The following is a 21,170-nucleotide window of genomic DNA, read 5'->3' as shown; positions in this document are numbered from 1 at the left end:
GCTGCCGTGTTGCAGATGACCGGCTTCGTTGGGATTCAGGATGGACGAGGGCGGCTCGGGCTTCCTGAGTCGAGCCCGTCGGAGTGGAGGATGGTGGTGCCTACTTTTTGTGAATGCGCTTGGCACTGGTGCGCCACGTGGGTGTGGTACTGACGCGCGTGTGGTGAGGCTCGCGAGCTGTGTGCTCAGCTTTGGGCGTTGAAATCGACTCGATGAGCTGGCTGACAGCGGTTGCCGTCATGTCCTGCAGTGGCCACATCACCGTGGTCAGGCCCATGGAATTGTCTTCGTGCGCATTGTGATCGCCGAAGCCGATGATGGACAGATCGTTGGGGACATGCTTACCCAGGTCGCGTGCAGCGGAGAAGACGCCCGGTGCCTGTGTGTCATCAGCGCACCATACTGAATCAATGTCGGGGTGGGCGGTGAGCATGCGCATGCAGGTCTCGTACGAGTCGTGAGCACTCCAGGTGGGCAGGGAGAGAAACTCTGCGCGGTCCTGGAAATGCTCGAGGACAGGTACCTGACGGAAGTGGTTGATGTTGGGGCCTGCAAGGTACAGGGCCCGTGACGTGTCCGTGGCGTCGAGGTCGCTGAGGATTTCCCGGACTCCTGTTCCTTCATCAATGCTGACGAGGCCCACTCCGCCGAAATGGTTCGAGGTTTCAATCATCGACATCCACATCACTGGAATGTCGAGCTGGCTGAGCAGGGGACCAACGAACTGCTGGGTGGAGGTGGTCTCGCAGATTGCACCTGCCAGTTGAATATCGGAGAGCACCGATTGAATGAAACGGCGGTTGGCGGCATCGCCCTCAGGTTGGAAGAGCGGCAGAAGAAGGTAGCCGCGACGTTGAACCTCAATCATGGCTGTGGTCAGTACTTTGTGGACGACCGGCACGAACGGGTCTTCCGGCAGTTCAGCCATGATCAAAGCGATGATGTTGGTGGATCCTCGCCTCAGTGATCGTGCCGCAGCGTTGGGGACGTAGTTCATTTCACGGGCGACGTTCGTGACGTGCTCGATCGTAGCCGGTGCAATCTTGACTTCGTGCCCGTGGCCGTTGAGTATAAGAGAGACGGTGGATGGTGCGACGCCTGCTTTCCGAGCGACATCAGCCCGAGTTGTCCGTGTCATGGTGAATTCCTTCAAGAAAAAGTACCGCGAAGTCAGCCAGAGCGACGCAGCTCTGAGCGGTAACACAGTAACTATATCGTGTTAGTTCTGGAAAAGATATTTGGGTATTGGCCCTTTTGTGGATGTGCTGTATGAAGCTGGATTGACGTGGCCTGGCCGGAGTGTGGACTATCGTCTGGATACGCAGGGCGTCGATGCGTACAGCTGGCCGAACGCGCGGGAATTGCATCTGATTTTGAGGTGCCAGAGTGTGTGGTGTGAGGTTTCTTACATTTGTGATCGACGGTGAGAAACGGTGGGTGGGTGCGGGGTGTGTCGCTCACGATATTTCCGATCGAAAACGTGCGGAAACGTGATGAGCGTTAAAGTCTGACGTACCGGTTTTGTCGCCGGTCGTAATCAAAGTGAGATCTTTGGGGTTAGTGAAAACCGTAAAAATGTCTTATTCTTTCACTGTCACCTAACACGAGATAGTTAGAGAGACGTCAACCGGCACGCAGCCGGCTGGCTTTCTTCTCGACCAATGGAGGTCTTTAAATGAGATTGACACGAGCAACACGCGGCGCCCTTGGGGTGCTTGCCGTTTCATGCCTGTCATTAACAGCGTGTGGAGGCGGAGCTGAAGAGAGCGGAACATCATCAGCCAGTGGCATCCCAACGCCCGACGTTGCCTGCGACATTCCAGAAGGCAACGTTGACGGCAGCGTTGTTGACACTTCGAAAGTGGAAGGCGAAATCACCTTCCAGACACAGGGCCTGCAAACCGATTTCGCCGACTTCTTCCAAGCCAAGATCAAGGAATTCGAAGAGGCAAACCCGGGGACCACCATCAAATGGACCGACCAGGGCGGAGGTACAGACTTCGACCAGGCCATCACATCCCAGGCAACAAACTGCAAGATGGCAGACGTCGTCAACGTGGCATCGTCATCCATCCTGGCGCTGTCCAAAGCCAATTTGCTGATGGACTTTGACGTCAAAGCACCCCAGATCGGTGACAAGTTCGTTGAAACCATCTGGAACTCAACGAACCTCGGCGCTCAGGATCATCACACCGCGCTGCCCTGGTACTTCGGCCCCTACATCACCACATACAACAAGGACGTCTTCCAACGTTCCGGACTGGATCCGGAAAAGGCGCCCTCGACAATGGACGACCTGCTGGACGCGGCAGCCAAGGTGGGGGCAGCCGGAAACGGCGACTATGGCATCTACGGATCACCAGACTGGTACCTGGTTGCGCAGCTGCATGGAATGGGCGTGCAACTGCTCAACGATGACCACACTGAGTTTGACTTCGCAGATAATGCAGATGCAGTCCGATACGTCACCAAGATGGCGGAACTGTACAAGACCAACGCCATCCCGAAAGACTCCCTGACCGGCGAGCCCGACCCGTCCAAGGCCTATTCCAATGGAAACCTCGCATTCGGCACTCCGAACGCCTCGTTCCTGAAAGCCATTAAAGACAACAACCCGCAGGTCTACGAAGCAACAGGTGTTGGCCCGTTCCCAACAAACGAAGGTATCAAACCTGTCTATGAAGGCCAGTACGTCGGCATCTCCGTGACCACCCAGAACGCGCCGCTGGCGATGAAATGGGCCGAGTTCATCACGAACGCCGAAAACGAATACGCCTGGGCACATGACGGTGGAGCAATCGTCTTCCCGGCTGCTACCGAGGCACTCGACAAGATTATGGAAAACCCGCCGGAGGTTGCACAGGATCCTGTCTTCAAGGCTGCATATGAACAGGCCGCAAATGCCGCTAAAGACGCAGAAGCATACTTGGACGTCTTCTACGTCACCGGTTCAGTTCAGAAAGCACTGGTCGACAACGTCAACCAGGCCATCCGCGGCGAAGTCAGCCCAGAGGATGCACTGAAGACTGCTCAAGAACAAATGAACCAGCTGCTGGACGATCTGAACTCCTAATTATCCGGAACCAGCGAAGCGTGTGTGGGCTTATTCAGGTCATCACATGACCACCATGAATAAGCCCACACCGCCTGACGCGGTCCACTTTTACGAACGAAGCGTACCCAGAGTGATGGAGGATAGCACTCATGGCGACTCAGAAGAAGACAAGCGCGCGTAGTCTCAATGGCGCAGCACGGTTCCGAAAATGGTGGGTGCCGTGGCTGTGGGTCACAATCCCCGTGCTGTGTATTATCACTTTCTATATCTACCCATTCATCAACACGGTCGTGACGTCCTTCACCAAGACGAAACCACTTGGCAGGCTCGGACGCTTCAACGGAATTGACAATTACGCGCACATTTTCTCCGACCCGGTGTTCTGGGAAGCCACACGCAACTCCGTGATCTACGCGCTGTGCGTTGTTCCCCTGATGGTGCTGCTGCCGCTGCTGCTGGCACTGCTGGTGCGCCAACACGTGCCGGGAATCGGCTTCTTCCGTGCCATCTACTACGTGCCGGCGATCTGCTCGCTTGTCGTCATCTCACTGGCGTGGCGATACATCCTGGACCAGAAAGGCCCGCTGAACTCCTTTTTCGAAGGTATCGGGCTGATCCAGTCGCCCATTCCCTTCCTGTCCAACGAGTGGCTGATCCTCATCTGCGCAATGATCATCACCTTGTGGCAGGGGTTGCCGTACTACATGATCCTGTATCTGGCTGCATTAACCAACGTTGATCAGTCTTTATACGAAGCAGCCGAAATTGACGGTGCAGGCAGCGTCCGCCGCTTCCTGACGGTCACCGTGCCGGGCGTGCGGGTCATGATGTACCTGGTCGGTGTCCTGTCGACGATCGGATCACTGAAAATCTTCACCGAGGTATATCTGCTGGGCGGAACGAACTCGCCCACACAGACCCTGACCATGTATATCCGTAACCGAATCATGGACCCAACGTTTGGATCACTGGGACAAGGCGACGCCGCTTCGGTGTTCCTGTTCCTGATCACATTCGGATTCATCATTGCCTCACAGAGGCTGCAGAACAAGGCGGAAGCATAATGACTCATTCACCCACGCACACACCTGTCGCGACTGCGCCTCACACCAGCAAACTCAGCGAGTACCGCCACCGCCGCAAACTTGAACGTCAGGGCCGCCAGGTCGCATCCCGGCAAATACGCGGGTGGCGCCTCGTTGGACGCTACGCGGTCCTCATCATTGTGGCGTGCCTGCTGGTCGGCCCACTCTTGCTGCCTCTGCTTGTCGCATTCAAAGCCCCAGGTGAGCCCGTCTTCGGCCAGGGGGCAACGCTCTTTCCGCAGGACTGGTCGCTGGAATCCTTTGCGCGCCTGTTTGAGCGCACCAACATTTTGCTGTCCATCCGTAACTCGGCAATTGTGGCAGCGCTGCTGGTGACATCCAACATGGTGCTCTCATGCCTGGGCGGCTACATGTTGTCCAGGCGCGGATGGACAGGGCGAAACATCATGTACTTCGTGGTGTTGTCGGCAATGATCTTTCCGCTTGAATCCATCATGCTGTCCCTGTTCTCAATGATGGTGCACGTCGGACTGTACGATCATCTGCTGGGAGTGTGGCTGCCAATTCTTATTGGCCCATTCCAGATCCTTCTGATGCGCGCGGCCTTCATGGGAATCCCAGACGAGATCGAAGACGCAGCACTGATCGATGGTGCAGGCGAGTTGCGTCGTTTCTGGACGATCTTTCTGCCCCAGGTTCGCGGCACCCTAACGGTTGTCGGCCTGACAAGCTTTATCGGCGCGTGGTCTGACTTCCTGCTGCCACTGATCATGCTGCCCAGCCCGAAGAATCAGACACTCATGGTGACCCTGTCAGCCATTCAGAATTCCCCGCAGGGCACGAGCTACCAGTTGGTTCTGGCCGGAGCGGTCGTCGCCCTCATGCCGGTTGTTGTGGTCTTCATGTTTTCTCAGAAGTACTTTTTCCGCGGCATTGAAGCAGGCGGCCTGAAGTTCTGAGCTTCATCTGACCCGGTTCGTCCCGGAAGGGATGCTGCGGCGGACGCGGATTTGCCGGGCCCGTTGAGCAAGCCGGTTCGCACTCAAGCTGCACGTGAATCACAGGTTCACGTGCAGCTTCTTCTTTCCGCCACGATCGAGGCAGCCCGCGCGTGGGCGACGACATCTGCGGCTCTTCGTGCGAGCCTTTGCGATACGTCGTGTTGAGTGTTCCCCGGGGTGTGCGGGCACGGACTTTCCTGCCCCGCCCCATGTGTCGTTTACGACGAACCATGGACGAGGGCGACTACGGTCGCAATTGGCTGGCCTGCATGAATGCTCCGAGGGGTCTCCCACTGTCGGGCGAGCGCGCCTCGAGATCGACAGGAGGGGCACATGGACGGTACGGGCGGTCAGCGTCGCATCTGCAGCACGCTTCTTCCCGCTCCCCAGGTTCGAATTCGGCGGCGCTACGCTGTGCTGCAACAGCATGGGGCCCGTATCGTTGCTGGTCAGCGCGTAGGTGGCGGTGCCTACCCTGCTGAAGGCGCGTCGAGTTCGAACCTGGGGGGATGAAAGAAAAGGGGGAGAAGGGCGAGAGAGGAAAAGCAACCATGGGTGCCGCACGGCGCATGGATACGACGAAACACGGGGCGAAAGAAGGCCCTCGTTTAAGAAGGGGTGCTTCCTTAAACGGGGGCCTGACCGTTCACAGTCGAAGCCGAAGACGGCCCCGATGTGCGGCCAACCTATCGTCTGACAGCAAAGGAACGCCTGCGTGCAGCGTAGATGCTGACCGCTCCTGCCCCGAGAACCATCAGAGAAAACGGAATCACCTGTGCTGATGCACCCGAGTGCGCCAGGAAGCTCCCTGAATTGGTGCTCGATTTGCGCTGTTGATCGGACGACACGCCGGTGGTCGCAGGAAGGGATTGCGCAGAGCCATCGCTTTGTGATGACTGGGCTCTCTGGCTGTCAGCAGACTGCGGATCGGTCTGCGTGCCCTGGTCGGCAGTCGGAGACTCGCCGACCCAGTACAGCAGGCGAGCCTGACCGCCACCGATATTGGACAGCGTCACCGTTAAATCAGAATCTGCGCTGCGAGACTGCGTCAATGGCGCGGGCTGAGCTTCAAAAGTGTTCGGATCAACCATCATGAGTTTCGCGTTGTCAAAAGGTTTCTCCACATGCAGTGTGACGTCCTGAGCGGTTTGCGCATATGAGCCGTCATCGGTTCGGGTGCTCAAGCCGTAAGATGGCCAACGCGTTGTGCCGGTCAGAGCATTGACCACCATGAAAGCGCGCGGATCCTGAGTGGTCTTGCCAAAGATCTCCTCGGTCTTCGCGGCATCAAGCCCGGGCAGCTTCTCAAAGTAACCGACCACAACATCGCCCGGTTTACCGTCATTGACCGTTCCGGTATTGGTGACGTCCATTCCGGTGATGCCAACCGCCTTATTGGCGGCCTTGCCGTCGCCCTCGCCAAATGCTCCCAGTGCGTAACCCGATACGTTGGGTGCCTGAGGACGGTCCGCGTACTCACCGGCGTTGATGCCAACGTATGTTGAGTTCAGAGCAACTGCGTACTTGCCCAGCCCAGTCAGGTCCTTGAAAATTCTGCTGAATTCGTAGAAGGAGCGGGTAGGCGCGCCATCCTGATCGATGATCGAGGAGCGATCGTAGCCGTTGTATTCCATACGGAACAGCCCAAACCACTTTTGACCGGTGGCAAGACCGAGCGAAGGGACGACGGCTTTTTGAGACTCGGACACGTTGGCGTCCCAGTTGTAGTCCAGATACTGGCCGTACAGGATCGGGCTCGTACCGTCACCAGTAAGACCGGCGAGGGCGGCCTGACGCTGAGTCTTCCACATATTGTTGCCCAGCATGTCGTGAACAACGCTCGAGGGTGCCGACCCCCAGTTGGATCCGTAGTAATAGGTATCCCACGACAGCAGATCAGGCTGAGCGTTTTGCACGTAATACTCCATGTTTGCCGGCTGGCCCCAGTCAGCTGCGTTGTACTGGTTGGAGTGCACGACGGCTCCCGGGATGTTCTCTTTTGACCATTCGAACCATCGGCCGAATGCGTCAGACTCGGCGTGGCTGAAGCCGCCCTCGTCACCGTACTGAATGTCGATCAGGGTGTCGGCGTAGGGCTTCATCGCATCGGTGAGGAAAATGTGAGGCTCGCCGGCGTCCTGAATGCCGTTGCCGCCAGCTGGAGCCTTGGCGAATGCCCAGGGGGTTCCCTCGCCAATCTGTTCCATCACGGGAGTGTTGAACAAAGGCATGTCATAGAACATCGGGAATGCGCCGCCGGTCAGACGTGATTCGCGTGCGTCAAATGCGCCGCGACCGTAGCCTTCGGAGGGAATCCAGGCTGGCAGCATCACGCCGTATTGCAGCGCCAGAGTCTGAGCGCGGTTCACGCCCCACTTTCCGTCACCGGGGTCAAAACCGCGATAAATGTCAGAGTGCTCGTTGGGTGCAATCTCGGGAGGCGTATGACCGGCGGGCAGACCCCACACTTCGGCTTCGTACACCGACATGCCTGTTGCCTGGTTACCGGGATTTCCTGGCTGCTGCTGCGGCTCAGTAGCGGTGTTGAGCCACACGCGGATGTGTTTTGCCTGGTGGTACTGGTTGAAGTCCCAGTACCACAGTCCGCCAGAATCACGGGTCAGTGAGGCATGCGTGATGATGGTCTGCCACGGGGCGCCGTCATCGGCTTGAACAGCAATCGCAACGGAAGAGCCGCCGTGCCAGCCGGGCGCATTGGCGGGCATCTGCGGCCAGCCCCATGCGCTCACGCGGTGCACGTAGCGCGGCTGGTCAAGATCGAGTTGGAAACCAGTGGTGTTGTCGCTCCACTCGTCGCTCTTCTTCAGAGGGGAAACTGTCCACCCGGTGGCCATGTTCTGATCGGTCAGCGCACTGATTTCCGCTTCACTGCCTCCATTGATGGTGGCGGCGGCATCGATCAGGACATTCCCGCGGAAATCGGTGTTGTGTTTCGTGACGTTGACAACGTAGGTAGCGCGTTGCCCTCCTGCTGTGATGGTCGCCGTGAAGGCGTTCATGCCTTCGCGCACCACGAGGTTGGATACGCGTCCGTCGCTGTCCGCCGGTAAACCGTTAACGCTGACGGAAGCAGTGGGATCAGCAGGACGGACGCGGATTGAAATCTGATCCGTGTGATAGTAGGCGTGTGCGATGTATGTATGAGTGGCCGGATCGAATGTGACAGGTTCGCCTGGCTCCCCAAAGGGAAGCTGGTCAACGAAGAAATCGGCGGCAAGGTTGTCACCGCTTCCCTCTCCTGGATCAGTGAACTGAGGCTGGCAGGGGATCAACTTGAGATCGGATCCTGACATGCCTTTCTTGTCCTCTGCCACTGCACGCAGACCCACCAATGAAAAGGCCTGTGCTTTCGTGGGCGGAAATGAAATGGTCTGGGGATCGTTGACTCCTTTGAGTGCTCCGCGTGACAGGAGTGTGCCTGCCTCCATGGTGGAACTGTCCAGTCCCTGTTTCCAGGCGTTGAAGGCTTCGTCACCGCCTTGCCGCGGATTTGTCGGGGCAGATTCGAATGAATACAGCTGGAATGAACCGGGCGCATTTCCGGCTCCTTCGACTGCGCCATATGTGGGGCGCGCAGTGTATTGAACGCCGCACAGCTCCTGGTCAGGTCTGGGATTGGCGAAGGCTAGTGCGTGTGGGAAATCTTCCTCGGTGCCTTTCCACTGGGATGTCCAAAATGACACGTCCTGGGCAGCTTTCCCTGAATCGTCATCTACCAGTGCAGATATCGGCCCGTTTGGAGCAACTTCGCCCTGAGTTTCTTCAGACGTTGCCCACAACATGGTGGGATGATACGGAGCCAGCGATGAGTCCGGGGCAGCGTATGTCGGCACTGATCCCACCACACTGATTCCCGCGCACAAGGCAGGCACCGTGAAGAGGGCGGCGATCCGATGCGTCTTTGCCATAACGGTCTTCCTTAAATCGGTGAATAAAAACGCATATCAGGCTCAGCACAGAACCTGATACAAATCACTACGCAAACGGTCACAACCACTGTGCTCGTCACGTAGGCCACAATACTAACACGTGTCAGTTGTGGTGGGTAATCCCGATGGACAGTGCGCCACCGTCAGCCAAGACCATTGGTGTGGCAGCAGTGTGCGCCGCCGGCCGCCCTCGTCGGGCATGAAAATCTGAACGAAGCGCGCGCCGGGCAACGCGGTGGGCCACGTGCAATGAGGAATTGCCCACAGTGAGGGAATAACTTTGACCAGGGTGCCTCCAGGTCGATAGACTTAACGACGCTGTGCGTTAGCGCTACTTGGGGCTTTTCCCACTCGCCCGGTATGTGCCAACGACTCGCGCGAACCGAATCGCAATGCGAGCAAGCGTTCCACCAATAAGTGGTGGTGATGTTTGCTCTTAGATCGAAAGAATTGAAGGTTACGCCCGTGCGCACCTATTCACCCAAGCCGGGGGACACTGAGAAGAAGTGGTACGTCATTGACGCTACCGGTGTCGTCCTTGGTCGTTTGGCGTCTCAAGTCGCCGCCCTCCTTCGTGGGAAGCATAAGCCGACGTTCGCTCCGCATATGGATCAAGGCGATTACGTCGTCGTCATCAACGCGGACAAAGTCGTGCTGACTGGTAACAAGCTGGACCAGAAGATGGCCTACCATCACTCGGGTTATCCGGGTGGCCTGCGGGCTACCAGCTACCGCCAAATGCTTGCCGAACATCCGGAGCGCGTCGTGGAAATTGCCGTTAAAGGCATGCTTCCTCACAACTCACTCGGCCGTCAGCAACTGCGCAAGCTGCATGTGTACGCAGGCAGCGAGCATCCGCATGCCGGCCAGACGCCAGAGAAATTCGAAATCACCCAGGTCGCCCAGTGAGCGCGTCGCGCTTCTGAGCCCACGAACTGCACTGAGGAGAACTGTGGCTGACACCACGCAGATCGAAGAGCTGGACGAAGAAACCGTCCCCAGCTCATACACAACTGAAACCGCAACAGCACCTCAAGGCGCTGGCCAATCCGTGACCGCACCTGGCGCGGGACTTGGTCGCCGCAAGGAAGCTGTTGCTCGAGTCCGTCTGATTCCCGGCACCGGCCAGTGGAAGGTCAACGGACGCACACTGGAGGACTACTTCCCGAATAAGCTGCACCAGCAGCTCGTGAAGTCTCCTTTCACACTGCTCGACCTTGACGGCCGTTTCGACGTCATCGCCCGCATCAACGGCGGTGGCATCTCCGGCCAGGCAGGCGCTCTGCGACTGGGCATTGCGCGTGCTCTCAACGAGATCGACCGCGAAGCAAACCGTCCGGCTTTGAAGAAGGCTGGCTTCCTGACCCGTGACGCACGCGCCACGGAGCGTAAGAAGGCCGGCTTGAAGAAGGCCCGTAAGGCGCCTCAGTACTCGAAGCGTTAATCGGTTTTCTTTCCTGCTGATCGGGTTCGAGGGGGTCCGCGCGAGTCGCCGTTTAATCGGGTGCGTGAAGCGATCCGAAGGAACCTGAGCTGGTTCGGTGCACGTGCATGGTGCGAGCGTTGAAGATGAAACGTGTAGCGCAAGGCACGGAGCTGAGCCAGTGAGCACAAAGTCATCACCGAAGGGGTGAGGTGGGCACGAGAGTGCCTGTCTCACCCCTTTCGTGCTGGTTCCGAATGGCTCGTGAGCAACTGTGCAAAAAGTTCGAATATCGCGGGCAAACTCGAACAGGACTATAAATCAACCAGAGGTTCGCGTCGCGACGGATTAGGCTGTGTGCAGATAATGCTCGTGCGGTGGCCCAGCAAGAAGTGAGCTGCCGCCCGTGAAAAGAACGAAACAGGAGCAATGTGATGCCGCGACTATTTGGAACTGATGGGGTGCGTGGGCTGGCCAACGGTGAGCTCACCGCACAGCTTGCTTTGGAACTGGGTGAAGCAGCGGCTCGGCATATTGCTGGTGGTCCGAAGAAAAATGGCGACAAGCCTCGAGCGATAATTGGCCGTGATACGCGTATTTCCGGCGAATTCCTCGATCACGCAATTTCGGCTGGCTTGGCGGCATCAGGTATGGACGTCACGCGCATTGGCGTGGTGTCCACGCCGACAGTGGCACATCTGACAGCGGCAGAAAATGTTGACCTCGGCGTCATGATTTCCGCCTCACACAATCCCATGCCGGATAACGGCATTAAGTTTTTTGCCCGGGGCGGCTTCAAACTGGCTGACTCGGTCGAAGACGGCATTGAGAAACTTCTCGGCGCGGACTGGGATCGCCCAACAGGCGCTGCAGTCGGTGAGGTCCACTACGACGATGATTGGGCCAAGCACTCCTACATTGAGCACCTCGTCACCTCTGTCGGCTCTGATCTGCATGGCGTGCGAATCGCAGTGGACTGCGCGAATGGCGGCGCCTCTGACATCGGGCCACAGGCCCTGCGTGAGGCCGGCGCCGACGTCGTGGTCATGAACTCATCACCTGACGGGCGCAACATTAACGATAACTGCGGTTCAACGCATCCCGAGCAGATTCAGGCGGTGACCGTTGCATCAGGTGCGGACTTCGGCGTCGCCTATGATGGCGATGCTGACAGATGTCTAGCCATTGATCGCCGTGGCAATTTGATTGACGGCGACAAGATAATGGGCGCCCTTGCCCTCGCCATGCACGAGGCGGGCGAACTTGACCACGACACACTGGTCGTCACCATCATGTCGAACCTTGGCCTGAAACTTGCAATGGAGAAAGCTGGTATCACCACTGTTCAGACGGCAGTGGGTGACCGCTATGTCCTCGAAGCAATGATTGAGGGCGGGTTCGCGTTGGGTGGTGAGCAGTCCGGACATGTCATCGCGCGCCATCATGCCACGACGGGGGATGGTGTTTTGACGTCAATGTTGCTGGCTCGCCTCGTGCATGAAAGCGGTCGCGATCTGGCTGATCTGACCGCGCCGATCGAACGCTTGCCACAGACTTTGATCAACGTGTCCGGCGTGGACAAGGCTCGCCTCCATGACGATCAGGCGTTGGCCGACGAGGTTGCCGTTGCTGAGAAGAAGTTGGGGGAGACGGGTCGCGTGGTGATGCGCCCATCCGGTACCGAACCGCTCGTCCGTGTCATGGTTGAAGCGGCCAGTGAGGATGAGGCTGACAGGATTGCGCAGCACCTGGCCGATGTGGTGCGTGATCGCCTCGCACTGTAGACGGCCCTGAGTTGTAGCGGTCTTCAGGCCTGGGGGAGCAGCTGGTTGTGCGGTGCTGGAGCGAGAGCACTGGTTCTGCTGCCTTAGGCTGACTAAGCTGGACTAACTGCGCTGGAGAATCGGTGGTCGTCTGACCGTAATGAACTGGAGGTGCGGGGGTAGCCGTGCCAGATTCGTAGCGCTGCCACTTCGGGCGCTGCATCACGCGCTAGCCATCTGCGCATCGGGGCGCGTCTGAGTGCCGTCAGTGGCGCAGCCTCATTTCTTACCGCTGTCCCTGTCTGCCTCGCCCGCCCCGTCCCCCAGGTTCGAATTCGGCGCCCGTCTTATTGCCGAGGGTGACTTGCCTCGGCGCTGAACTGCATCAATAGCTGCAGTATCTGTCCGTGCCTGGCCAAATGCGTGCCGAGTTCGAACCTGGGGGAAGGACAGGTGGATGAACGCACGTTGAGTTCGAACCTGGGGAACTGGGGGAGGACGGTACGGATGGTAGAGCTCGACTGGCTCAGATCCTAACCGGAGCGAGGGGTGCTATTCCTTGCGCAGATGAAGGGATTCGACCCGGTGATCGGCGCCCTTGGTGAAAATCAGCGTGGCGCGTTCGCGTGTCGGCAAAATGTTCTCGTACAGGTTCGGCAAGTTGATAGCGTGCCACACCATCCGAGCAGTGGCCTCTGCTTCAGAATCACTCAAGCCCGCATAGGTCCGGAAGAAGGAATCCTCACGTTGGAAGGAGGTCGAGCGAAGCTGCGCGAATCGGTCGACGTACCACTGCTCAATGTCATCCTCACGCGCGTCCACGTAGATGGAGAAATCAAAGTAGTCTGATACCGCTAAACCGAGGCCGCCAGGATGGGTACGAGGCGGCTGTAACACGTTCAGCCCTTCAACGATCAAGACTTCCGGATGCTCGATCGTGGTGAACTTATCGGGACGAATATCGTATGTGACATGCGAATAAACAGGAACCTGCAGAGGGGAAATGCCCGCCTTCACCGACGCGACAAAGTTCAGCAGTGCTCCGCGGTCGTACGATTCAGGGAATCCCTTACGTGCCAGGATTCCTCGCTCTTCCAAGACCGCGTTGGGCAAAAGGAAGCCATCTGTGGCCACCAGGTCGACCCGAGGCGTGTGCGGTGATCGCGACAACAGGAGCTGCAACAGGCGAGCAACAGTGGATTTGCCAACCGCAACCGACCCAGCGATACCGATGACGAAAGGTGTCACAGGCGCATCCTCTTCGAGGAAGTCGGCCCGTGCGCGTGCCCGCAGATACCGTCCTTGTATGTAGACCTGCAACAGCGCGCACAACGGCCGGTAAATGGCGTCAACCTCGTTCATGTCGATGGGGTCGCCCAGGGACGCCAGTTGTGAGATGTCCTCGTCGGTCAGCGGCAGGGGCGTGCGCGCGGCCAGTTTTTTCCAGTGCTCACGGCTAAACGATGAGAATGGGCCTTGTGCTCGGGGGGACTCGTCATTAAAGATCACGGCGCTATTGTCCCCTAATACAGCGTTCCAGTGCAGGGATTTGGCGTGAATATGACGGTCTGTGAGCAATCTTGGATGCCTTGGTCGCGTGGCTCCGATCGCGAGGACTCGATGGCTGTGCCTCGCAAGCGCTCTTAACCGCTTGCCTCCTGGCTGCTGTCGTGCACCCACATGCCTGCCGGCCAGCTGGAGCAAGACGACGCGGGCCGATCCCCACTGCCATGCATCCCACTCATGGCACGCGAGTCGACGCCACGGGCGTCAAAAACTCCCGATCGCCCCCTGCATGTGTTGAAATGTCTAATATGTGTGGAATTGTTGGATACGTGGGGGAAGTCCCCTCCCAGCGCCCGCTTGACGTTGTCATGAAGGGTCTGGCAAATCTGGAATACCGCGGGTACGACTCAGCTGGAGTCGCACTCGGATCGGCCGACCGGCCCAAACCCACAGTCATCCGCGCGGTCGGAAAATTGTCCCAGTTGCGTGCGCAGATTGACAGTCAGCGCCCCGACGATGCTATTGAGGCGATCGGCCATACCCGCTGGGCAACACATGGCCAGCCGAGCGTTGCCAACGCACACCCGCATACATCCGCGGATGGGAAAGTCGCCCTCGTCCATAACGGAATTATCGAAAACGCCGACGCATTACGAACGCAGCTTGCCGCAGCGGGCGAAACCTTTGAATCCGACACCGACACCGAAGTCGTCGCGCACCTCATCGGGCGTCTGTACTCCGGATTGCCCATTGACGAGGGAGGTGTCGGCACCTCGGCTGACCGCGTGGCAACCACATCCACCGCGCCGCGCTGGTCGGAAGATCTGACAGGCGTACCGGCAGAACAACGCGATGGTGCGCAACGCCTCGTGGGCGCCATGCGCGCGGCAACTGAGCAGATCAGCGGCACGTTCACTCTGCTGGCGATCTGTGATGATGCACCGGGCGTGATCGTGGCGGCACGACGCTCATCGCCTCTGGTGATCGGACTCGGTGAAGGGGAGAACTTCCTCGGCTCCGACGTGCTTGCTTTCAGCGAATTCACTACTGATGTCATCGAAGTGGGGCAGGACCAGCTCGCCCTTGTCACCGCGCAGCACGTGACGATTATTGACCAGGATGGCGCTGTTACCGAGCCGAAGAAGCTGGAAGGTGACTACTCGCGTCGACCGGTGACAAAAGAAGGTTTTGGCACGTTCATGGAAAAGGAAATCCATGAAGAACCCGGAGCGGTTGAGCAGACACTGGCCGGGCGGATGGATGCCTCAGGCAAACTGTCGTTGGACGAACTGCGCATTCCGGAAAGCGTACTGCGCAGCGTGGACAAGATGATCATTGTTGCCTGTGGCAGTGCCGCTCACGCCGGGCAGGTGGCGCGATATGCGATCGAACATTGGTGCCGCATCCCCGTGGAAGTCGAGCTGGCTCACGAGTTCCGTTATCGCGACCCGGTTGTGTCCGAAAAGACGCTTGTTGTCGCCATTTCTCAGTCGGGGGAAACGATGGATACCATCATGGCGATTCGTCACGCCCGCGAGCAGGGCGCCCGCGTGATCGCACTGGTCAACACGCCTGGCTCCACGATTTCTCGTGAATCAGACGCTGTGCTGCTGACACATGCCGGCCCGGAGATCGCGGTTGCCTCCACGAAGGCGTACACCGCGCAGATCGCAGCGACGTATATTTTGGGGCTGTATCTGGCGCAGGTGCGCGGCAACAAGTACCCCGATGAAATCGCAGATTACATGGACAAGCTCTTTGCGATTCCCTCGAAAATCAGCACGATCATCAGCGGCTGGGACCAGATTCGCGACGTTGCGCGTTCGTTGACCGATGTCGAATCGATGATCTATCTGGGCCGCCACGTCGGTTTCCCCACCGCCCTTGAAGGTGCGCTGAAACTGAAGGAACTGTGCTACATCCACGCCGAAGGGTTCGCCGCCGGCGAGCTCAAACATGGCCCGATTTCACTGATTGAAGATGGGCAGATCGTGGTGGTGGTTCTGCCCACGCCTCGCCGCCCCGAACTGCACCGCAAAGTGGTCTCCAATATTCAGGAGGTGCGCGCTCGCGGCGCTCGGACATTGGTGGTGGCCGAGCAAGATGACCATTCGGCTGACGAATGTGCAGATGTGATCTTCCGGATCCCGCCCGCTCCCACGTTGTACGCACCACTTCTGACGGTGATCCCACTCCAGATTTTGGCCTGTGAACTGGCAGGCGCGAAGGGGCTGGATGTCGATCAGCCGCGCAACCTGGCCAAGTCAGTGACCGTTGAATGATGCATGACGCTGATGACGTGACAGCCTATACACCTGAGGTTGTGCGCGAAGCTGAAGCGGTGCATGTGGATCGTGCCTGCCGCGAGGATGACCCCGACCGGCTCATGCGCAAGGCAGCTCGCGGCGTGGCTGATGCAGTGCTGGAGATGTGTCCGGCTGACGGGGCAACGGTGCGGGTCACAGCGTTGGTTGGCGGCGGAGACAACGGTGGAGATGCCCTGTATGCCCTGTCTTATGTGGCCTTGTCAGAAAGCGTTGGCGCGGCGGTCGCCCTCGTCATATCGGACCACCCACACTCTCGTGCCCTTGAAGCAGCACGCCAGGCCGGTGCGCGCATAATTTCCGCATCGATGGACGAGGGGGACCTATGCGCGGATCTACCGCCAACCGACATCTGGATCGACGGGTTGTGCGGAACGGGACTGAAGGGTGCGTTGCGCGAACCGCTCGCTCGACTCGTGGACGCCGTCAATGAACAGGCGCAGAAAACTGGTGCGCTCGTCGTGGCGGTGGATGTGCCAACAGGGGTGGGGAGCGCTGATGGAGCGTGTCCGACCCATGCAGTTCATGCGACGCGAACTGTCACGATGGGTGCGCTGAAGACTCCACTGGTACTGCCTCCTGCGTGCTACCGCGCAGGAAGTATTGACGTGGTGGATCTGGGCCTTGCCGCTGATCTGGAACAAGCTGACAGTGGCGGCAGGGGACTTGCTGGGGACCTTCCGCAAGCCGATAGGGCTGCTCGGCCTGACGAGTACACTCAAGGCGAATTCGATGCCCGACCACACGCGACGGTGCGTGTGCTGACATGTGCGGATGCTCGAAGATGCATGCGCGCCCCTGGCCGCCTCGATCACAAGTACACACGCGGTGTTGTGAGCATCTGCAGCGGATCCGAAACCTACCCGGGGGCCGGAGTGCTCGCCGTCAGCGGCGCACATGGCGTGGGTGTTGGGATGATTCGCCTTGATTCGACCGCCTCGGTGCGTACCCTTGCCCTGATGAGGTTTCCCGACATCGTGTGCGGCACCGGATGCGCGCAGTCAGTTGTTGTCGGATGCGGAATCGATGACGAGCGCTTGAGCCATGCCCGAGATGTCATCATTGACACGCTGAACCAGCACCTGCCGACGGTCATTGACGCGTCAGCATTACCTCTGGTGGTGGAGCTGAGTGAGACATGTGACATGTCCTCAGCAGTGCTCACTCCCCATGCGGGGGAGGCAGCGACATTGCTTGATGCACTGACTGACCGTTCGCCCAGCCGTACTGACATCGACTCCTGCCCTGCTCATTGGGCAGCTGAGCTGGCGCGCGCGAGTGGGGCGACCGTCGTTCTCAAAGGCGCAACAACGGTAATCTGTGCGATTGACGAGGGCGGTCTACCGCTGCTTGTGGTCAACGCTGAATCGTGTGGCTGGACCGGTGTGGCCGGCTCAGGAGATGTTCTGGCTGGCGTGATCGGCGCAGTGCTGGCTACTCCCCAGTGTGCGGTCGATACAGCGGCTCGCCGCGTAGGAGCAGTGGGCGCTGCGGTGTGGCTGCACGCGCAGGCAGGGATCCAAGCAAGCGGTGCGCGCAGCACGCGTACTAGTCCATCCGACACGCGCAGCGATGCCGAGGACGCCGCAGAACTCCGCGAGGCCAAGAACCCGAGCAGACCGATCGGCCAGGACCGCGCACACCATGGGGTGATCAGCACATTCAGTGGGGGACATCCAATCGGTGCAGCCGACATTGCTGCGGCAATCAGCCCTCTCGTCGGCACTGTACTGCAACGGCCGACGGCCTCGTGAACAGCTCTTATAACGCAGCGCACAGTCGCGTGAATATGTACCGGCGACCAGCAGTGCAATACTAAAGGCGTGTTGTTGAACGAATCAGTCGGTGAATGTGACTCCATCGCAGTGGAAGAGTACCCCTCCCGCGCTGTCATCGACCTGGGTGCCATCGAGCATAACGCTGCCGTTTTGCGCCAGGATGGTCCCACGTGTCAACACATGGCGATCGTGAAGGCAGATGCCTACGGGCACGGGCTCGCTCAGGTCACATTGGCAGCAGCCCGCGTTGGATTCACCTGGTTTGGCGCAGCCCAGCTGGCAGAGGCGCGGCGCGTGCGAGCCGTCCTCGACCGGGCAGGATACTCGCGCGACGACGTCCATATTCTGACGTGGCTCGGCCCCAGCGACACCACGTGGCGCGGCGCGATAGATGATGACATTGACGTGTCCGTGTCGGTAGTGTCCACACTCGCCCGTCTGGCAGCCAGTGCCCGGGAGGCCGGCAAGACTGCACGCGTCCACGTCAAGATCGACACCGGAATGTCCCGAGCCGGAGCCACCCTGTCAACGCTGCCGGCCCTGGCGTCAGCATTGGCGATGAGTGTCCAGGACCAGACGGTTGATGTCGTTGCAGCCTGGACACATCTGGCTCGCGCCGATGAAGACTCCCCGGAAGGACTGAGCGCCACTGCCACTCAGCTGGACCGCTTCGACGCCGGCCTGGAGATTCTGGCCGACGCCGGGATCCGCCCACGTATCCGCCACGTCGGTGCAACCTCCGCGATCCTGTGGCATGAACGCGCATGCTTCGACATGGTGCGCGACGGTATCGGCCTGTATGGTCTGAGCCCCAACCCCGCTCAGCGCACCGCTCGCGACCTCCACTTCAGGCCTGCCATGCGCCTGGAAGCAAACCTCGAGATGATCAAGATTGTCGAGGGGGATCAGGCCGTCTCCTATGGAGGTACATGGACAACACCTGGGCCACGATGGCTCGGTTTAGTGCCGATCGGCTACGGCGATGGAGTACCTCGCGCAGCTTCGAATGCGGGGCCAGTCAGCGTGATCACCCCGACGGGCACCATCCGTACCCACGCGGTCGGCCGGATCTGCATGGACCAGTTCATGATCGACCTTGGACCGGTGAGCGACGCTGAAAACGCCCAGCCTGGCGAACAAGGACCCGATCTTGGCCAATACCATGAGCCACCCGCACCGGTTGGCAGTCGAGTCATTCTGTTTGGAAACCCGGATGACCCCGACACGCCGGACGTTCCACTTGCCGACGAGTGGGCTCAGGTTGCAGACACCATCAACTATGAAATCGTGACGCGTATCGGGCCGCGTGTACCCCGCGTGTATATCCCGGCCACTGCACGCCCGTAACGAAAGATCGTGGAGATGACTCAGATTCAGGAATCGACAATTCACGTCACCAGCGCCGACCATACGCGAGCCATTGGCAAAGCGTTGGCCAGCACACTGCGCGCAGGCGACGTCATCATGCTCAACGGCCCATTGGGTGCGGGAAAAACCACGCTGACGCAGGGGATTGGGCAGGGACTGAATGTGCGTGGCCACGTCACGTCTCCGACATTTACCGTCAGCCGTATCCACCCGCCGTTGGACGAGGGCGGGCTCGCCCTCGTCCATGCTGATGCCTACCGCATCACCGACCTGGATGATCTGGAAACCGTAGACTTGGACTCCACTGCGTACGACACGGTCACGGTTATCGAGTGGGGCGAAGGCAAGACCGAGCAGTTGTCGGATGATCGGCTGGAAATCGTGATCGAACGCGCCGAAGGAACCGCTGCCGGCGGTGACGATGAGGGCACAGATGCTCACTTAGGCCGTCACACAGACGCTCACGCCGGCGGCCAGGCCGGTGAGGCAGATATCCACGCCGACGCTCAGACGCATCACGACGTGATCAATCTGGAAGATATCGACAGTGGCGAACGCACGCTGACCTTCATTTTGCATGGAACCCGCTGGGCTGGCGTACTCGATGACCTGGATGAAAAGGCTCGGGCGCTCGCAGGACTGGACGCGCCCACCACTGACTTACACGACGAAGTAGGATCCCACCGTGACTGACCTTTGTATTGACACCTCCGGCGCTACCACCATCGCGCTTGTCCGCGAGGGTGAACCAACGCTGTATGCCTCCAATGACTCTGCTCGCCACCATGCCGAATCCATTGCGCCACTCATCCACCAGGTGCTGGCCGAAGCAGGTATCGAAGGGCCTTTGAACTCGGACGATATCGATGCCGCTATCGTGGGAACCGGTCCGGCACCCTTCACAGGTTTGCGAGCCGGCTTGGTCAGTGCACGCACCATTGCGCGCGCAGCCGGCATCCCGCTGTACGGCGTGTGCTCCCTGGACATGATTGCCCGAGCCGGCCTGGACCTTTTGCCACCAGATCAGCGTGTGATCGTGGCGACGGATGCTCGCCGTCATGAAATGTACTGGGCACAGTACGAAGCTCAAGGTCCCGACGATGTAGCCACCATCACCGAGCCGACGGTGGGGCCAGTGCGCACGTTGGCGAACGAACTGCAGGCCAGCGCCTCCATGCTGGTGACCACCGGAACACTTCCGTCTTTCGCTGAGGAAGCTCTTTCAGCCGTCCAGACAGTGCCTGTGACTCCCTTCGATGTGTCCGTGGCCAGCCGAATTGTCCGCTCCCGCCTCGAACGCGGCTTAGAGGACACACTGGACACGCAACCCCTGTACCTGCGCCGCCCCGACATCCACGGACAGCGTCCCGAACGCATGTAAATGGCCAATTCGCCTGACAGTGCGCCCGCGCACGACACCAGTGAGCAGGTCCCCCTCGTCAATTTTCGACCCATGGGCGAGGGCGACGCTGCCATCATGGAAACCCTCGAACGCGACATTTTTGCCGAAGACCCGTGGACCAGCACCATGATCGAACAGGAACTGCGTGCACCCGGACGGTTGTACCTGCTCGCTCAGGCTGGCGGATCTGAGAAGTCTGCGGCGGAACCCGTGGGATACGGCGGAGTGCGGATTGGTCCTGACGCCGACATCATGACGATCGGTGTGACCCGCGCGTGGCGCGGCCGAGGGATTGGGCGCGAACTGCTCAATCGGCTCATGGAGGGCGCCTGGTCGGCTGGTGCTGAACGAATTTTCCTGGAAGTACGTTCGTCGAACGTCGCTGCCCAGCGCCTTTATGAGAATGCAGGGTTCGATGCAATGGGACGAGTCCCTCGCTACTTCCATCACCCGCTCGAAGATGCCATCACGATGCGCGCACTCGCCGCTAACCGGGACTTCCGTCATATTTGAAAGTTATGGGTTGCCTAATTGCGTGGTTCGCAGTGGGCGCC

At 59.2% G+C, this 21,170-nt stretch carries 16 protein-coding genes; 13 read left to right on the top strand and 3 right to left on the bottom strand.

Going from position 1 to position 21,170, the window contains the following annotated elements:
* Positions 1-100 precede the first annotated feature (100 nt).
* On the bottom strand, positions 101-1,138 hold the full coding sequence (locus BN3002_RS06220) for a LacI family DNA-binding transcriptional regulator (protein ID WP_058237139.1): 1,038 nt from the start codon (positions 1,136-1,138) through the stop codon (positions 101-103).
* A gap of 537 nt (positions 1,139-1,675) precedes the next feature.
* Between BN3002_RS06220 and BN3002_RS06215 the strand changes: the two genes are divergently transcribed.
* The 4 genes from BN3002_RS06215 (at position 1,676) to BN3002_RS06200 (ending at position 5,615) form a co-directional block, all read left to right on the top strand.
* Positions 1,676-3,073 carry an extracellular solute-binding protein gene (locus BN3002_RS06215; protein WP_058237138.1) on the top strand — a complete coding sequence of 466 codons (1,398 nt, stop codon included), beginning with the start codon at positions 1,676-1,678 and terminating at the stop codon, positions 3,071-3,073.
* 131 nt (positions 3,074-3,204) lie between these two features.
* Positions 3,205-4,119 (top strand): carbohydrate ABC transporter permease, encoded by a 915-nt coding sequence (locus tag BN3002_RS06210; RefSeq protein ID WP_058237137.1) that lies wholly within the window; start codon positions 3,205-3,207, stop codon positions 4,117-4,119.
* Complete coding sequence (locus tag BN3002_RS06205; protein WP_058237136.1) at positions 4,119-5,060, top strand: carbohydrate ABC transporter permease; 942 nt, start codon at positions 4,119-4,121, stop codon at positions 5,058-5,060. Before BN3002_RS06210 ends, BN3002_RS06205 begins: the two co-directional genes overlap by 1 nt.
* Before the next feature lie 375 nt (positions 5,061-5,435).
* Positions 5,436-5,615 carry a hypothetical protein gene (locus BN3002_RS06200; protein WP_058237135.1) on the top strand — a complete coding sequence of 60 codons (180 nt, stop codon included), beginning with the start codon at positions 5,436-5,438 and terminating at the stop codon, positions 5,613-5,615.
* Positions 5,616-5,788: 173 nt separating this feature from the next.
* Here BN3002_RS06200 and BN3002_RS06195 read toward each other — a convergent pair whose 3' ends face one another.
* Positions 5,789-9,031 carry a cadherin-like beta sandwich domain-containing protein gene (locus BN3002_RS06195; RefSeq protein ID WP_058237134.1) on the bottom strand — a complete coding sequence of 1,081 codons (3,243 nt, stop codon included), beginning with the start codon at positions 9,029-9,031 and terminating at the stop codon, positions 5,789-5,791.
* A gap of 486 nt (positions 9,032-9,517) precedes the next feature.
* On the opposite strand from BN3002_RS06195, the gene rplM reads away from it, so the two are divergent.
* From rplM to glmM, 3 genes are all read left to right on the top strand, one after another.
* Positions 9,518-9,961, top strand: a complete 444-nt coding sequence (gene rplM, locus BN3002_RS06190; RefSeq protein WP_058237133.1) for a 50S ribosomal protein L13 — start codon at positions 9,518-9,520, stop codon at positions 9,959-9,961.
* Between the two features lie 43 nt (positions 9,962-10,004).
* A complete protein-coding gene (gene rpsI, locus BN3002_RS06185; RefSeq protein WP_058237132.1) occupies positions 10,005-10,496 on the top strand; it encodes a 30S ribosomal protein S9 in 492 nt (163 codons plus the stop codon).
* Positions 10,497-10,909: 413 nt separating this feature from the next.
* Positions 10,910-12,259, top strand: coding sequence for a phosphoglucosamine mutase (gene glmM, locus BN3002_RS06180; RefSeq protein WP_058237131.1), 1,350 nt, complete (start codon positions 10,910-10,912; stop codon positions 12,257-12,259).
* Between the two features lie 531 nt (positions 12,260-12,790).
* Here glmM and coaA read toward each other — a convergent pair.
* Positions 12,791-13,744, bottom strand: a complete 954-nt coding sequence (gene coaA / locus BN3002_RS06175; protein ID WP_058237855.1) for a type I pantothenate kinase — start codon at positions 13,742-13,744, stop codon at positions 12,791-12,793.
* A 308-nt stretch (positions 13,745-14,052) separates the two neighbouring features.
* Here coaA and glmS point away from each other — a divergent pair, with 308 nt between their 5' ends.
* The 6 genes from glmS (at position 14,053) to rimI (ending at position 21,129) form a co-directional block, all read left to right on the top strand.
* A complete protein-coding gene (gene glmS / locus BN3002_RS06170) occupies positions 14,053-16,026 on the top strand; it encodes a glutamine--fructose-6-phosphate transaminase (isomerizing) (protein WP_058237130.1) in 1,974 nt (657 codons plus the stop codon).
* Between the two features lie 17 nt (positions 16,027-16,043).
* Positions 16,044-17,822 carry an NAD(P)H-hydrate epimerase gene (locus BN3002_RS06165; protein WP_257525522.1) on the top strand — a complete coding sequence of 593 codons (1,779 nt, stop codon included), beginning with the start codon at positions 16,044-16,046 and terminating at the stop codon, positions 17,820-17,822.
* A gap of 75 nt (positions 17,823-17,897) precedes the next feature.
* Complete coding sequence (alr, locus tag BN3002_RS06160; protein ID WP_257525521.1) at positions 17,898-19,193, top strand: alanine racemase; 1,296 nt, start codon at positions 17,898-17,900, stop codon at positions 19,191-19,193.
* Between the two features lie 15 nt (positions 19,194-19,208).
* Positions 19,209-19,907: a tRNA (adenosine(37)-N6)-threonylcarbamoyltransferase complex ATPase subunit type 1 TsaE gene (gene tsaE, locus BN3002_RS06155; RefSeq protein ID WP_058237853.1), complete on the top strand. Its 699-nt coding sequence runs from the start codon at positions 19,209-19,211 to the stop codon at positions 19,905-19,907.
* Positions 19,900-20,595 carry a tRNA (adenosine(37)-N6)-threonylcarbamoyltransferase complex dimerization subunit type 1 TsaB gene (gene tsaB / locus BN3002_RS06150; protein WP_058237128.1) on the top strand — a complete coding sequence of 232 codons (696 nt, stop codon included), beginning with the start codon at positions 19,900-19,902 and terminating at the stop codon, positions 20,593-20,595. Before tsaE ends, tsaB begins: the two co-directional genes overlap by 8 nt.
* Entirely contained in the window at positions 20,596-21,129 is a 534-nt protein-coding gene (gene rimI, locus BN3002_RS06145) for a ribosomal protein S18-alanine N-acetyltransferase (protein ID WP_227469332.1), read from the top strand.
* The last annotated feature ends 41 nt before the right edge of the window (positions 21,130-21,170 follow it).

This window comes from Actinomyces ihuae, assembly GCF_001457875.1.
GTDB classification, from domain to species: domain Bacteria; phylum Actinomycetota; class Actinomycetes; order Actinomycetales; family Actinomycetaceae; genus Pauljensenia; species Pauljensenia radingae_A.
Note: the sequence above shows the minus strand (reverse complement) of the source record. Positions and strands in the feature narration are given on the sequence as shown.

What these genes read in the sequence shown, in the direction of transcription:
- BN3002_RS06220 (WP_058237139.1), bottom strand. Translation starts at nt 1,138, where the DNA reads ATGACACGGACAACTCGGGCTGATGTCGCTCGGAAAGCAGGCGTCGCA.
- glmS (WP_058237130.1), top strand. Translation starts at nt 14,053, where the DNA reads ATGTGTGGAATTGTTGGATACGTGGGGGAAGTCCCCTCCCAGCGCCCG.
- BN3002_RS06215 (WP_058237138.1), top strand. Translation starts at nt 1,676, where the DNA reads ATGAGATTGACACGAGCAACACGCGGCGCCCTTGGGGTGCTTGCCGTT.
- BN3002_RS06195 (WP_058237134.1), bottom strand. Translation starts at nt 9,031, where the DNA reads ATGGCAAAGACGCATCGGATCGCCGCCCTCTTCACGGTGCCTGCCTTG.
- glmM (WP_058237131.1), top strand. Translation starts at nt 10,910, where the DNA reads ATGCCGCGACTATTTGGAACTGATGGGGTGCGTGGGCTGGCCAACGGT.
- rimI (WP_227469332.1), top strand. Translation starts at nt 20,596, where the DNA reads ATGGCCAATTCGCCTGACAGTGCGCCCGCGCACGACACCAGTGAGCAG.
- tsaE (WP_058237853.1), top strand. Translation starts at nt 19,209, where the DNA reads ATGACTCAGATTCAGGAATCGACAATTCACGTCACCAGCGCCGACCAT.
- BN3002_RS06205 (WP_058237136.1), top strand. Translation starts at nt 4,119, where the DNA reads ATGACTCATTCACCCACGCACACACCTGTCGCGACTGCGCCTCACACC.
- BN3002_RS06200 (WP_058237135.1), top strand. Translation starts at nt 5,436, where the DNA reads ATGGACGGTACGGGCGGTCAGCGTCGCATCTGCAGCACGCTTCTTCCC.
- BN3002_RS06210 (WP_058237137.1), top strand. Translation starts at nt 3,205, where the DNA reads ATGGCGACTCAGAAGAAGACAAGCGCGCGTAGTCTCAATGGCGCAGCA.